This is a genomic window from Agrobacterium sp. SUL3, assembly GCF_001263295.1.
Lineage (GTDB): Bacteria > Pseudomonadota > Alphaproteobacteria > Rhizobiales > Rhizobiaceae > Agrobacterium > Agrobacterium tomkonis.
Window position 1 is genome coordinate 166,800 of sequence record NZ_KQ414498.1, and the last position, 13,936, is coordinate 180,735.

Genomic DNA, 13,936 nt, shown 5'->3' on the forward strand with positions numbered 1-13,936 from the left:
GCTCGGGGTTCCTCACACGTTGAGAAGCAGGAATTCCCGCTCCCAGGGGCTGATGACCTGCATGAAGGTCTCGAATTCCCCACGTTTCAGGCCGGCATAAAGGCCGACGAATTCATGGCCGAAAACCCGGTCGAACTGCTCTTCACCTTCCAGCAGCGCCACGGCTTCCAGAAGGCCACGCGGCAGGTCGATGGAGCCTTCATTGGCCGTCTCGGCGGTCGGTTCGGTCGGCTCGATATTGTTGACGATGCCGAGCCAGCCGCAGCCGAGCGAAGCGGCAAGCGCGAGATAGGGATTGGCGTCGGAACTCGGCAGGCGGTTTTCGACGCGCCGCGCCTGCGGGCTGGAAATCGGCACCCGGAAGGCGGTCGTGCGGTTGTCGTAACCCCAGGCATTGTTGACCGGGCAGGCCATATCAGGCGTCAGGCGGCGATAGGAATTCACATAGGGCGCCAGCATGACCAGCGCATTGGGCACATAACGCTGCATGCCGCCCACGAAGGAGAAGAACTCCTTGGAGGGGCCGCCATCCTTGTTCGAGAAAATATTGCGGCCGCTATCGATCTCTACCACCGACTGGTGGATATGCATGGCCGAGCCCGGCTGGCCCTGCATCGGCTTCGCCATGAAGGTGGCGTAGATGCCGTGCTTCAGCGCCGCCTCGCGGATGGTGCGCTTGAACAGGAACACCTGGTCGGCGAGCTGGATAGGGTCGCCATGCCGCAGGTTGATTTCCAGCTGCGCCGGGCCTTCCTCATGGATCAGCGTATCGATTTCGAGGCCCTGTTTTTCCGAGAAGTGATAGATGTCGTCGATCAGCTCGTCGAACTCGTTGATGCCGGCAATCGAATAGCTCTGTCCGCCGACAATCGACCGGCCGGAGCGCCCCTTCGGCGGATGCAGCGGATAATCCGGATCGTCATTCATGGCGACGAGATAAAATTCGATTTCCGGCGCGACGACCGGTTTCCAGCCCTTTTCGGTATAGAGCGAAAGCACGTTCTTCAAAACGTTGCGCGGCGTATAGGGAACGAAATTGCCCTCGGCATCCACGACGTCGCAGATCACCTGCGCGGTCGGGTCGCTCTCCCACGGCACGACGGACAAGGTGGAAAGATCAGGCACCAGCTTCAGGTCGCTGTCGCGCGGCTCATAGCGGAAATTCGCCGTCTCGTCAGGATATTCGCCTGATATCGTATGGCGATAGAGCGCGGACGGCAGGGCAAGCGACGTGTCGCCCGTGAACTTTGCTGTCGGCATCATCTTGCCGCGCGCAACGCCGGCAAGATCGGGCGTGATGCATTCTATGTCCTCGATCCCGCGCGCCCGCAGCCATTGCGCGGCTTCGCGCCAGGAGGAAACGCCACGGGTGGAGGAGAGGTCGAGGGGAGGTGTCTTTGCCATGGTTGCCTGTTTCTTCGGGCGGAGCATGGTTTTCTTCGGGGGCATGTATCACCGGGTCTGTGTTTCGACTGGCGCCATCATAACCGTAGTTTGGCAATTGGCGAGGGGGAAAGCGCCATTGACAAGCGCCAGTACTTCGAAAAGAGGAGAGGAAACGGATCGGATGGAATGATGACAGAGAAATGTGACGTGCTGATTTTAGGGGCGGGCGCCGCCGGCATGATGTGCGCCATCCGCGCCGGCCAGCGCGGCCGCTCCGTTGTCATTCTCGACCATGCCAAGGCGCCGGGCGAGAAAATCCGCATTTCCGGTGGCGGCCGCTGCAACTTCACCAATATCCATGCCGGGCCGAAGAACTATCTCTCCGCGAACACGCATTTCGCCAAATCCGCGCTCGCCCGCTACACGCCGCGCGATTTCATTGCTCTGGTGGAAAAGCATCGCATCGGCTGGCATGAAAAAACGCTCGGCCAGCTCTTTTGCGATGACAGCGCCAAGGACATCATCCGCATGCTGCTTGGCGAAATGCAGGCGGTGAATGCGAAGCTGCGGCTCGAAACGTCAGTCTCGGCGGTCGCTCACGATGGCGGGCGTTTTCGCGTGACGACATCAGGTGGCGTCATCGAGGCGGAAAGCCTCGTTGTGGCGACAGGGGCTAAGTCGATCCCGAAAATGGGCGCGACCGGTTTTGCCTACCAGATCGCCGAGCAATTCGGCCTGCCGCTCATCGAGACGCGCCCGGGACTCGTGCCGCTGACGCTCGATCCTGCCGCGCTGGAAAAGCTGAGCCCGCTTGCCGGTGTCGCGGTTCCAGCCGAGGTTTCTCACGGCAAGACCTCGTTTGAAGAGGCGCTGCTCTTCACGCATCGCGGTTTGAGCGGTCCCTCCATCCTGCAAATCTCCTCCTACTGGCGTGAAGGCGACGCCATCCGCCTGAAGCTCGAACCGGGCCGCGATATTGCCGCGCTGCTGAAACAGGCGAAACAGAAGAACGGCCGCCAGTCGCCCCAGACCGCTTTGTCGGAAATCCTGCCGAAACGGCTCGCCCAGCACGTCGTCGAACAATCCGGCCTCACCGGCCATCTGGCCGATATGTCCGACAAGGCTTTGGCAAAGCTGGCGGGCGAGGTGCAGGACTGGCAGATCAAGCCCGCCGGTTCGGAAGGTTATCGCACAGCGGAAGTCACGCTTGGCGGTGTGGATACGACGGGCCTCGATTCCCGCAGCATGGCGACGAAATCCGTGCCCGGGCTTTATTTCATCGGCGAATGCGTGGATGTCACCGGCTGGCTCGGCGGTTATAACTTCCAGTGGGCCTGGGCCTCAGGGCAGGCGGCAGGCGAATTTGCGTGAAACCGCCTGTCTTAACACCTTGTTAACGGGCGCGGAGTCATCCTGACCGAATGCCAGCAAAGCCGGATCGCATTGCGCTCCCGCTGCACATGATGTCCTGCTGGAGGCTCTTAACAGGGCATGGGTCGGTTGAGTTTTTCGTCAGGAACCCGCGCATGAACAGATCTGCCCCTCGCGCCATTGCCATCGCCCGCACTGACAACGAGAGCCGGCGGCTGGCCTTTCGCCTGAGCCTTATCGCAGCCGGTGCTCTCGCGGCCCTGATCGCTCTCTTTTACTGATCGACGGCTCTTCGCCTTTATAAAGCCGATGAGCGCGCTGAAAAGCCGCCACGGGCGCGATGCCTCGGCCATATCGGTATAAAATTTCTCTTCCTGCAGAATGGCCTCGCGCCGGGTGCGCGGCTGCTGGTTTTCGATGATGACCCGGGCTGCAAAAATCGCGTGCATGTCACTCTCCTCGTAATGCGGAGGGCCATAATGCACGCCGTTTTTTGATTTATCTGCGCAAGAAAATGCGCTACGTTTTTCATCCATGAAAAACGTCACCTGGGATTCCTATCAGCTTTTCCTCGATGTGTCACGCAGCGGCGGCCTGACGGGCGCCGCTGCGCTGACGGGTTTGAGCCCGGCAACCGTCGGGCGGCGCATGGTCGAACTGGAGGAGCGCATTGGCAAGGCCCTGTTCCAGCGCAGCCAGACGGGATACGCGCTGACGGCGGATGGCCGCGCTTTGTTCGACCGGCTTCAGGCGATGGAAAATGCGGCAAAGGATGTTGAAGGATGGCAGAAGGCGTCATCGGCCTCTTCCGTTGTGCGCATTGCCGTCGGCACCTGGAACGCCTGGCTGCTGACCGGGAATTTTTCCGCCATCTGTACCGACCGCGATGATTTCCGCATCGATCTTTTCATCGCCGAACAGAGGGCGTCTCTTGCCCATCGCGAAAACGACATCGGTATCCGCGCTTTCGAGCCGCAGGAAAAGAACCTCGCCGCCATCAAGACGGGGGAGGTAGCCTATGCGCCCTACAGGTTGCGCAATGCTGCTGCATCGGTTGCCGACCGCTGGCTGGCGGTGGCGGAGGAAAACGCCATTTCAACCTATCTGCGCTGGCCGCATGAGAACCGCCGCAATGATATCGCGGTAACCGTGAACCGGCCGACGGCGCTTCTCGACCTTGTGCTGGCGGGGGCAGGCGTTGCCGTGCTTCCATGCTTCGTGGGCGATGCGGATGCCCGGCTTGCTCGGGAAGGTGACGAGATGGAAACCCTTCGCCACAATCAATGGATCGTCATGAACAATGACGATCGCCACCGCCGCGATATACGGACGGTGGCGGACCGGATGACCCGTCTGATCAAGGGACATTCCGATTTATATGCCGGGCGCAAGAGCCGCCCGGCGTGAGAGAGCATTTCCAGTAAAAGTGTGTCGCGGTTTTACGTCCGGAAATGCGGAAAAACTCTAACCGTTTCAGGCCGCAGCGCCCTGCGCGACGATGACCGGGATCAGCAGATCGCCCCAGTTGCCGCCGCCGCCATGGTGGCGGGCCGAGCGAACCAGCTCGACGGAAACGCCGGCCTCAACGGCTTTCATGACAGCCTGGTTGAGGCGGTGCAGATCGTTGGCCAGCATGCGGATGGCGGCCTGCTGATCCTGCGTCATGGCGGAGGACTGCTCCTCGGCGCGTTCCTTGACGTGGGTCTTGATGGGGTTATGGGCATTCATGGCATTTCTCCTCTCATTATTGGTTGGGGTTCTTGATTGGAGCATCGGACCGAAAAGTGCTACGCGGTTTTCGGAAAATCCCATGCTTGAACAAAAACTTAGAGCGGATTACGCTCTAAGTTTGCAAGCCCTTCCCGTCACCGGGAAGGGCAGTTTTTCGATTTATTCGGCCGCCGGGCGGAACTGGTCGTGCTCGGTGGATTCCTTCATGGCTGTCGTGGACGACGTGCCGCCAGAGATCGCCAGAGACACCGCGTCGAAATAGCCGGTGCCGACTTCGCGCTGGTGCTTGGTGGCGGTGTAGCCATTGGCCTCGGCTGCGAATTCCGCTTCCTGAAGCTCGGAATAGGCCGCCATCTGCCGGTCCTTGTAACCGCGCGCCAGTTCGAACATGCCGAAATTCAGCTGGTGGAAACCGGCAAGCGTGATGAACTGGAACTTGTAGCCCATCGCACCCAATTCCCGCTGGAACTTGGCAATCGTCGCGTCGTCGAGGTTCTTTTTCCAGTTGAACGACGGCGAACAATTGTAGGCGAGCTTCTTGCCGGGATGCACCTTGTGCACGCCTTCGGCAAATCTGCGCGCCTGTTCGAGATCCGGCTTTGATGTCTCGCACCAGATCAGGTCGCAATAGGGCGCATAGGCAACGGCGCGGGCGATGCAGGGTTCGAGACCGTTCTTGACCTGATAGAAGCCCTCGACGGTGCGGCCGGCATCGTAATCCACGAAGGGCTGGTCGCGCTCATCGATATCGGAGGTCAGGAGCTTGGCGGCCTCCGCATCCGTGCGGGCGATAACCAGCGTCGGCACACCCATGACATCAGCCGCAAGCCGCGCCGCCGTCAGATTGCGGATATGCGCCGCCGTCGGGATCAGAACCTTGCCGCCGAGATGGCCGCATTTCTTTTCCGATGCCAGCTGGTCTTCATAATGAACACCCGCAGCACCTGCCTCGATAAAGGCCTTCATGATTTCGAAGGCGTTGAGCGGCCCGCCGAAGCCGGCCTCCGCATCAGCGACGATCGGTGCGAACCAGGTGTCGACCGAAAGGCCCTTGCCCTCCGCCGTCTCGATCTGGTCGGCGCGCTGCAGGGTGCGGTTGATACGCTTTGCGAGTTCCGGTGCGGCATTGGCCGGATAAAGCGACTGGTCCGGATACATGGCCGATGCCGTATTGGCATCCGCAGCAACCTGCCAGCCGGAAAGATAGATCGCCTTCAGCCCGGCACGAACCATCTGCATGGCCTGGTTGCCGGAAAGCGCACCGAGCGCATTGACGAAATTTTCCTCGTTGATCAGCTTCCACAGCCGGTTCGCGCCCATCTCGGCAAGCGAATGGCGGATTTCGACGGAGCCGCGTAGCCGCTCCACGTCGGCGGCGGTGTAGGTGCGCTCGATGCCGTCGAAACGTCCCTGCGGTGCGCCCGGAACAAGTTTGTAAAAATCCGTCATACTTCTCTCTCCCATGATAAATGCGGTTTCTGTAACGGGCCGAATTCAACATCATATGGCGCCGTTTGATGTGACTACATTTACATTTTTCGAGATTTGAGCGCCAGAACAAACACAAAAACAGTGACTTGAAAGAGGTTATCCTGTAGTGTGCGTGACAAGGTGGAGATGTAAAATTGTAAATTTTGTAAAAGTCCTTCGCCCCAAGAATTTGTAACAGATTTGTATGAGTCGCAGGCACAGGGGGTGAGGCGGTGTCGGAAAACAAGATTTTTGCAGGCCCGCGCGTGCGCCGCATTCGCAATGGTCTGGGGCTGACGCAGACGGCCATGGCCGAGGCGCTGGCGATTTCGCCGTCCTATCTTAATCTCATCGAGCGCAACCAGCGACCGCTCACAGTGCAGCTGCTTTTGAAGCTTGCCTCGGTCTATAAGGTCGATCTGGATGATCTGCAGGGCGAAAGCGCCGGTTCCGCCGGGCAGCTGCGCGAGGTCTTCGCCGATCCGCTGCTGGTGGGCGAGGTGCCGTCACCGCAGGAGTTGATCGAGGTTGCCGATGCCGCGCCCAATGCGGCAAGCGGTGTCCTCAAGCTTTACCGGGCCTATCGGGAGCAGGCGCAGCGCCTTTCGGATCTTTCCGATCTTCTGGCGCGCGAGGGGCATGAAACGGCGCTTTCCTCCACCCGTCTGCCGATCGACGAGGTGCGGCACGTCTTTGAAAACCGCCCGGCATATTTTCATTCCATCGATGCGGCGGCGGAAGAACTCCATAGACAATTGTCGACCGGCGATGATCTCGCCTCCGGTCTGCGCGCATGGCTACAGAAAAACCACGGCATCGTCGTCAGAACCCTGCCAGTGCATGCCATGCCCAATCTGCGGCGACGTTATGACCGCCATTCCATGCGGCTGTTTTTATCCGAGCGCCTGTCGCAGCCGGATCAGCTGCGGGAAATGGCGATGGAGACCTGTCTTCTGGCCCTTCGCGAAGAGATCGGTGCGGAACTGGAAGCGCTTGGCCTGAAGGGCGAGGAAGCCCGGCGCATTGCCCGTTTCGAACTGGCGCGATATGCCGCCCATGCGCTGATGATGCCCTATGGCGCATTCCTGAGCGCCGCGCAGCGGGCGAAATACGATCTCGACGTTCTGCGGTCGCGCTTCAACGTTTCTTTCGAACAGGCAGCCAACCGCCTCGTCAGCCTGCAACGGCCCTCAGCCGCGGCGATCCCGTTTTTCCTGATGGAGATCGACAATGCCGGCAACCGTTTCCGCCTTGCAGGGGCCAGCGGTTTTCCAAGGGCGCGTTTCGGCGGCCTCTGTCCGCGGCTCAATATCCATGCCGCTTTTGCCCAGCCGGGACAGGTGCTGGTGGAAGCGGTGGAAATGCCTGACGGTGACGCTTTCCTCTCTGTTTCGCGCACGCTGGAAGGTCCGCAGGCGGGCTTCGGTGAAAGGGTAAGGCGCACGGCGGTGCTTCTTGGCTGCGATCTCGCCCAGGCCGGAGACACCGTCTATGGCCCCGCCGCATCGGGTGCCGCGCCCGTCGCTGTCGGCCCCTCGTGCCGGCTGTGCGAAAGGCAGGGCTGTTTGTCGCGGGCCGAAGCGCCGCTCACAAGGCCGCTCGGGCTCGATGAAATGGTCACCGGTCTCAGTGTTTTCGACTTCCAGTAGGTGTTTCCATTCGCTTTTTTGTGGCCGGAAAACATTCGGTTGAAAATGCTGTGCTGCACATTTCCCGCTTGCTCCCTTTTGTTTTCCTTTCTAGTCTCTCCCAAAAAAGGGGATCACGCTCCCACCGTGAGGATGCGTTAACAGGAGACATCATGAAAAACCGTTCTCTCCGCCTGACCTTGGCTCTCACCACCGCGCTCGTTGCAGCAGGCTCGGCAATGGCCCAGGAAAAGGTCGTCCACGTCTATAACTGGTCGGATTATATTGACGAATCAGTGCTTGCCGATTTCACCAAGGAAACCGGCATCAAAGTCGTTTACGACGTGTTCGACAGCAACGAGCTTGTGGAAACCAAGCTTCTGGCCGGCAGCTCCGGTTATGATGTCGTGGTGCCGACCGGCCCCTTCCTCGCCCGCCAGATCAATGCCGGCGTGTTCCAGAAGCTCGACAAGTCCAAGTTGCCGAATCTGAAGAACATGTGGCCTGAAGTCTCCGAGCGCCTGGCGAAATACGACCCCGGCAACGAATATGCCGTGAACTACATGTGGGGCACCACAGGCATCGGTTACAACGTCGCCAAGGTAAAGGCGGCGCTCGGCGATGTTCCGGTCGACAGCTGGGATATTCTTTTCAAGCCGGAAAATGCCGAAAAGCTGAAATCCTGCGGCGTCAATATTCTCGATGCTTCGGACGAAACCTTCGCCATTGCGATGAATTATCTCGGCAAGAACCCAGACAGCAAGGAAACGGCCGATCTGGAAGCCGGCGGCGAGGTCTATTCGAAGATTCGCCCCTATGTGAAGACGTTTAATTCCTCCGCCTATATCGACGAGCTGGCGAATGGCGACAGCTGCATAACCATCGGCTGGTCGGGCGATATCCTGCAGGCGAAAAGCCGCGCGGAAGAAGCCAAGAACGGCGTCGAGGTGAACTACGTCATCCCGAAGGAAGGCACCTATATGTGGTTTGACAACCTTGCCATCCCGGCGGATGCCAAGAATGTCGAGGAAGCACATGCCTTCATCAATTATCTGATGCGGCCGGAAGTCATCGCCAAGGCGTCGAACTACGTTCAATACGCCAACGGCAACCTTGCCTCGCAGGCGCTGATGGATGAGTCGGTTTCGAAAAATCCTGCGGTCTATCCCGATGCCGAGACCATGAAGAAGCTCTTCACCATCTCGCCTTACGGACCGAAGGAACAGCGCGTGCTGAACCGGGTCTGGACGCAGATAAAGACCGGCAGCTGACATCGCCGTCCGCTGGCTGAGGAACGGCCGGCGGGCCTGTTTCTCTGATAGCTTTGCCGGCAGGTCACCCTGCCGGCGCTGCCCGCCCCGAAGCATCGATCGAAAGACCAACGGGATTTGAGGGTAGGGTGAATGGCGAAAACTCTGGGGCCGGTCAAACGCAAATTCAGCCCGTGGGACAACCCCGATGCGGTTCCCTTCATCCGCTTTGAAAACGTCACCAAGCGTTTTGGCGATTTCGTCGCCGTCAACAATCTGACGCTCGATATCTATGAACGCGAGTTCTTCTCGCTGCTCGGTCCGTCGGGCTGCGGCAAGACCACGCTGATGCGCATGCTGGCTGGTTTCGAGGAGCCGACGGATGGACGCATCCTGCTGCAGGGCAAGGATATTTCCGGCGTACCGCCCTATAAGCGCCCGACCAATATGATGTTCCAGTCCTATGCACTTTTCCCGCATATGTCGGTGGAGAAGAACATCGCCTTCGGTCTCGAACAGGACGGCTTGCCGAAAGCGGAAATCGCCGCCCGCGTCGAGGAGATGCTGCGGCTCGTCAAACTCACGGAATTCGCCAAACGCAAGCCGAGCCAGCTGTCGGGCGGCCAGCGGCAGCGCGTGGCGCTCGCCCGTTCGCTTGCCAAGCGGCCGAAGGTGTTGTTGCTCGACGAACCGCTCGGCGCGCTCGACAAGAAGCTGCGCGAGGAAACCCAATTCGAGCTGATGGACATTCAGACCAATCTCGGCCTCACCTTCCTGATCGTCACTCACGATCAGGAAGAGGCGATGACGGTGTCGGATCGCATCGCCGTCATGGACAAGGGCAATGTCGTGCAGGTGGCGACGCCGGCCGAGATTTACGAGGCGCCGAACAGCCGCTACGTGGCTGATTTCATTGGCGACATTAATATTTTCGACGCCAATGTCGTCGCCAATGCCTCCGATATCGGCAAGCCGGGTCTGGTGACGCTCGATTGCGACGGGCTGAAAGTGGCGGTGGAGCAGGAATGCGCTGCGGCGACCGGCAGTCAGGTGGCTTACGCCATCCGCCCGGAAAAGGTCCGCATCTCGCTCGACCAACCGGCTGACAGCAGCGTCAATTCCGCCTATGGCGAGGTCTGGGATATTGGTTATCTCGGTGACTTCTCGGTCTTCATCGTCAAGCTCGCCGATGGCCGTGTCCTCCGCGCGGCGCAGGCGAATGTGTCACGTCTCGTTGATCGCCCGATCACATTCGGCGATATGGTGTGGCTGAACTGGAAACCGGATTCAGGTCTTGTCCTGACGCGCTGAGGGAGGCTTTCATGGCGGTCACCACTCCCGAAAACCGGCAAAGCCCCTGGCGCTGGCTGGTCGTTGCGGTTCCCTATTTCTGGTTGCTGCTGTTTTTTGCAGCGCCGTTTTTCATCATCTTCAAGATTTCGCTATCGGATACGGCCATATCCATGCCGCCCTACACGCCGGTCTTCGAAGGCTTTTCGAAGCTCGGCGCGTTCTTCTCGCAGCTGGATTTCGAAAATTATCTGTTCCTGACGGAAGACCCGCTTTACATCGACGCCTATCTGTCGTCGCTGCGCATCGCCTTCATCTCCACTTGCCTGCTTCTGCTGATCGGTTATCCCATGGCGCTGGCCATGGCGCGCGCGCCGTCATCGGTGCGGCCGACGCTGGTGATGCTGGTGATCCTGCCGTTCTGGACGTCGTTCCTGATCCGCGTTTACGCCTGGATTGGCATTCTGAAACCCGAAGGCCTGCTGACGGTGCTGTTCCAATGGCTCGGTTTTCTCGGACCCGACCAGCAGGTCAATATCTTCCGCACTGAGACGGCGATCTTCATCGGCATCGTTTATTCCTATCTGCCTTTCATGGTGCTGCCGCTTTATTCAGCGCTGGAAAAGCTCGACAATACGCTATTGGAAGCGGCGGCCGATCTTGGCTGCCCGCCATGGAAAGCCTTCTGGAAGATCACTTTCCCGCTGTCGCTGCCGGGTGTTGTCGCCGGGTCGATGATCTGCTTCATCCCGATAACAGGCGAATTCGTTATTCCCGATCTGCTCGGCGGCGCGCAGACATTGATGATCGGCAAGACGCTCTGGACGGAATTCTTCGGCAACCGCGACTGGCCTTTGGCATCGGCCGTGGCCGTGCTGCTCCTGTTGTTGCTGGTGGTGCCGATCGCCATCTTCCAGAACCAGCAGAAGAAGGTGGGGTGAGGCCATGAAGCGCGGAAAATTCGACATCACCGTCCTCACCCTCGGTTTTGCCTTTCTTTATATCCCGATCATCATCCTGATCGTTTATTCCTTCAATGCCTCCAAGCTCGTCACCGTCTGGGGCGGCTTCTCGCTTCAATGGTACCGCTCCATGTGGTCGAACCAGGGGCTGATGGATGCCGCCTGGGTGACGCTGCGCGTCGGTATCCTCAGCGCCACCATCGGCACCATCCTCGGAACGCTGGCGGCGTTATCGCTGACCCGTTTTGCGCGCTTCCCGGGCCGGGTGCTGTTTTCCGGCATGATCTATGCGCCGCTCGTCATGCCGGAGGTTATTACCGGCCTGTCGTTGCTGCTGCTGTTCGTGGCTGTCGGGGTGGATCGTGGTTTCTGGACGGTGGTAATCGCCCACACCACTTTCACCATGTGTTATGTGGCGATCGTCGTGCAGTCGCGCCTGCTCACCTTCGACCGCAGCCTTGAGGAAGCCGCACTTGATCTCGGCTGCCCACCGGTGAAGACCTTCTTCCGCATCACCCTGCCATTGATCTTCCCAGCCGTCATCGCCGGCTGGATGTTGGCGTTTACGCTGTCGCTCGACGATCTGGTGATCGCCAGCTTCGCCACAGGCCCCGGCGCAACCACGCTGCCGATCAAGATTTACTCGCAGGTACGTCTTGGGGTGACGCCGGAAATCAATGCCATCTGCACGATCCTCATCGGCCTTGTGACGATCGGCGTCATTGTCACCTCCATCACGTCCAAACGCACCGAACTGCAGCGGATGCGGGACGAGCACGCCGCCGCCCGCAACTGATTATCGGCTCTGCTTCGATTTCCTCACGTTACTGTTGAAATCGCAATAAAATTAGAAACCTGTAATTTAGTTTTGGGACTCTACGGTCTCAAAATAGGAATTATCGTCGGTAATTGCTCGATTTTGGTTTTAACCGCTTGTTAATAGGAGTTGGCGGAAAGTAAACCTAACGCAGGGTTGTCAAATTTCTGACGGCCGGGATTGATAATTTCCATATGGCGAGGTTGTCCCCCCCTTTCTCTCGTTAAAAAAAGCACAACTAATACAGGCGGCCGAAAGGCCGCCTTTCTTTTTGCTGAGATACCGGGCGCTGCTCAGCTGTTTTCCGGATGATCCATGGATTTCGAGACGAGAAGCACGGGAATAAGCCCGGCGATGATGATGATGATCGCCGGAACGGCGGCATCCTGCACCCTGGAACGGGATGCATCCTCATAGACCAGCGTGGCAAGCGTGTTGAAACCGAAAGGCCTGAGCAGGATGGTCGCCGGCAGTTCCTTCATGGATTCGATCAGCACCAGCAGAAAAGCAGTCAGCGCCGCCGGCCGCATATTCGGCAACAGCACCTTGAACAGCGTCTGCAAACGATTGCGCCCAAGCGTGCGCGAGGCCATGTCGATATGCGGCGAAAGCTTCTGGAAACCGGCATCGAGCGTGCCTTCCGCCATGGTCATGAAACGCACGCTATGCGCATAGATGATGGCGAAGGCGGTGCCGGAAAGCAGCAGGCCGCTGGAAAAGCCGAAATGCGCGCGGATGAAGCCATCGACGCCATTGTCGAGACTGGCCAGCGGAATGAGCACCCCGATGGCGAGCACGGTTCCCGGCACGCCATATCCCATGGAACCGAAGCGGGCGGCCACCTTCGAGGTGCGCGAGCGCTCGGTGCGGATGGCATAGGAAAACACGAAGGCGGCTATCAGCGTCACCAAGGCGGCGGAAAACGAGACTTCGAGACTGTGTCCGAGCGCTTTCAGAAGCTTCGGCGCAAACAGTGCGTCGAGCCTCCTGGCGGCGTAACCGCCGAGCACGATGACGGGAATGAAAAAGCCGCTCGCGACAGGAACGAAGCAGAACAGGCTCGCGCACCAGCGCCGCCAGCCGGTGAGCGCCTTCAGCCGGTGACGCTGCGCCATGCTTGTCGCCTTCGGCGCGCCGAAGCGCTGTTTTTCGCGGGCATTGCGTTCGATGACGATCAGCGCGCCGACGATGATGAGGATGACGGCGGCGATCTGCGTCGCATTGGCGAGATTGCCGCGATTGAGCCAGGTCTCGTAAATGGTGAAGGTCAGCGTCTGGACACCGAGATATTCGACTGCTCCGATATCGTTCAGCGTCTCCATCAAGACTAGCGAAAGCCCGATGGCAATCGCTGGCCGTGCCATCGGCAATTGCACGGAAAAGAACACGCTGAGCGGCTTTGCGCCAAGCGTGCGGGCCGCTTCCGCCGCAAACCGGCCCTGCATGGAAAAGGCGGCGCGGGCCGACAGATAGACATAGGGGTAAAGCACCGAACTCAGGACGATCACCGCGCCGCCAAGCGAGCGTATGTCGGGAAACCAGTAATCGCGGATGCTGTGATAATCGAAGGCGGCGCGAATTGCGCTCTGCACCGGGCCGGTGAAATCAAGGAACTCGCCGAAGGCATAGGCAGCCAGATAGGAAGGAATGGCAAGTGGCAGCACGAGTGCCGCAGACAACAGACGCCGCAGCGGAAATTCGAATGTCGTGACGAGCCATGCGCAGGCTATGCCGAAAAAGGCCGTCGTCGCGGCTGTCATTCCTAGCAATAGGAAGGTGCGAAACCCCGCGCGCGGCAGGACATTGGCGAGAAGATGTTGCCATCCTTCCGTACTGCCGGTCAGCGCCAGCCAGAAGATCGCCAGAATGGGCATGGCGGCAATGGCCGCGACGATGATCGCCGCGACAGGCAGTATCGAAACGCGTTTTGTGGCTGGAAGGGAAACCGTCATGGGCATGCGGGCCTGTCTTGCGAAAGCCTCGAGCGGCGATCATTCCGCCGGTGGCTTTCGCATTGCTACGCCCGCATGA

Annotated in this window: 12 protein-coding genes; 7 read left to right on the forward strand and 5 right to left on the reverse strand. The window is 59.4% G+C overall.

Annotated features, from left to right (window positions below; translation table 11 throughout):
* Positions 1–12 precede the first annotated feature (12 nt).
* A complete protein-coding gene (locus AKG12_RS00930; RefSeq protein WP_046800620.1) occupies positions 13–1,449 on the reverse strand; it encodes a glutamine synthetase family protein in 1,437 nt (478 codons plus the stop codon).
* A gap of 123 nt (positions 1,450–1,572) precedes the next feature.
* Between AKG12_RS00930 and AKG12_RS00935 the strand changes: the two genes are divergently transcribed.
* Positions 1,573–2,757 carry a BaiN/RdsA family NAD(P)/FAD-dependent oxidoreductase gene (locus AKG12_RS00935; RefSeq protein ID WP_052817133.1) on the forward strand — a complete coding sequence of 395 codons (1,185 nt, stop codon included), beginning with the start codon at positions 1,573–1,575 and terminating at the stop codon, positions 2,755–2,757.
* 110 nt (positions 2,758–2,867) lie between these two features.
* Here AKG12_RS00935 and AKG12_RS00940 read toward each other — a convergent pair whose 3' ends face one another.
* On the reverse strand, positions 2,868–3,305 hold the full coding sequence (locus AKG12_RS00940; protein ID WP_285277690.1) for a hypothetical protein: 438 nt from the start codon (positions 3,303–3,305) through the stop codon (positions 2,868–2,870).
* On the opposite strand from AKG12_RS00940, the gene AKG12_RS00945 reads away from it, so the two are divergent.
* A complete protein-coding gene (locus AKG12_RS00945; RefSeq protein ID WP_046800623.1) occupies positions 3,292–4,164 on the forward strand; it encodes a LysR family transcriptional regulator in 873 nt (290 codons plus the stop codon). The genes AKG12_RS00940 and AKG12_RS00945 overlap by 14 nt on opposite strands.
* A 66-nt stretch (positions 4,165–4,230) precedes the next feature.
* On the opposite strand, the gene AKG12_RS00950 is transcribed toward AKG12_RS00945, so the two are convergent.
* Both AKG12_RS00950 and aceA read right to left on the reverse strand, forming a co-directional pair.
* On the reverse strand, positions 4,231–4,485 hold the full coding sequence (locus tag AKG12_RS00950) for an SMc00767 family acetate metabolism repressor (protein ID WP_046800624.1): 255 nt from the start codon (positions 4,483–4,485) through the stop codon (positions 4,231–4,233).
* A gap of 162 nt (positions 4,486–4,647) precedes the next feature.
* Positions 4,648–5,937, reverse strand: a complete 1,290-nt coding sequence (gene aceA / locus AKG12_RS00955; protein WP_035227648.1) for an isocitrate lyase — start codon at positions 5,935–5,937, stop codon at positions 4,648–4,650.
* 254 nt (positions 5,938–6,191) lie between these two features.
* Here aceA and AKG12_RS00960 point away from each other — a divergent pair, with 254 nt between their 5' ends.
* The 5 genes from AKG12_RS00960 (at position 6,192) to AKG12_RS00980 (ending at position 11,884) form a co-directional block, all read left to right on the forward strand.
* Positions 6,192–7,607 (forward strand): helix-turn-helix domain-containing protein, encoded by a 1,416-nt coding sequence (locus tag AKG12_RS00960; protein ID WP_052817136.1) that lies wholly within the window; start codon positions 6,192–6,194, stop codon positions 7,605–7,607.
* Positions 7,608–7,759: 152 nt separating this feature from the next.
* Positions 7,760–8,857: a polyamine ABC transporter substrate-binding protein gene (locus AKG12_RS00965; RefSeq protein ID WP_046800627.1), complete on the forward strand. Its 1,098-nt coding sequence runs from the start codon at positions 7,760–7,762 to the stop codon at positions 8,855–8,857.
* A gap of 132 nt (positions 8,858–8,989) precedes the next feature.
* Positions 8,990–10,147 (forward strand): ABC transporter ATP-binding protein, encoded by a 1,158-nt coding sequence (locus AKG12_RS00970; RefSeq protein ID WP_046800628.1) that lies wholly within the window; start codon positions 8,990–8,992, stop codon positions 10,145–10,147.
* A gap of 11 nt (positions 10,148–10,158) precedes the next feature.
* Positions 10,159–11,067, forward strand: a complete 909-nt coding sequence (locus AKG12_RS00975; protein WP_046800629.1) for an ABC transporter permease subunit — start codon at positions 10,159–10,161, stop codon at positions 11,065–11,067.
* A gap of 4 nt (positions 11,068–11,071) precedes the next feature.
* The gene (locus tag AKG12_RS00980; RefSeq protein ID WP_046800630.1) at positions 11,072–11,884 is read left to right on the forward strand and encodes an ABC transporter permease; all 813 of its coding nucleotides are present in this window, start codon (positions 11,072–11,074) and stop codon (positions 11,882–11,884) included.
* 314 nt (positions 11,885–12,198) lie between these two features.
* Here AKG12_RS00980 and AKG12_RS00985 read toward each other — a convergent pair whose 3' ends face one another.
* On the reverse strand, positions 12,199–13,863 hold the full coding sequence (locus AKG12_RS00985) for an ABC transporter permease (RefSeq protein ID WP_052817137.1): 1,665 nt from the start codon (positions 13,861–13,863) through the stop codon (positions 12,199–12,201).
* Positions 13,864–13,936: the final 73 nt, after the last annotated feature.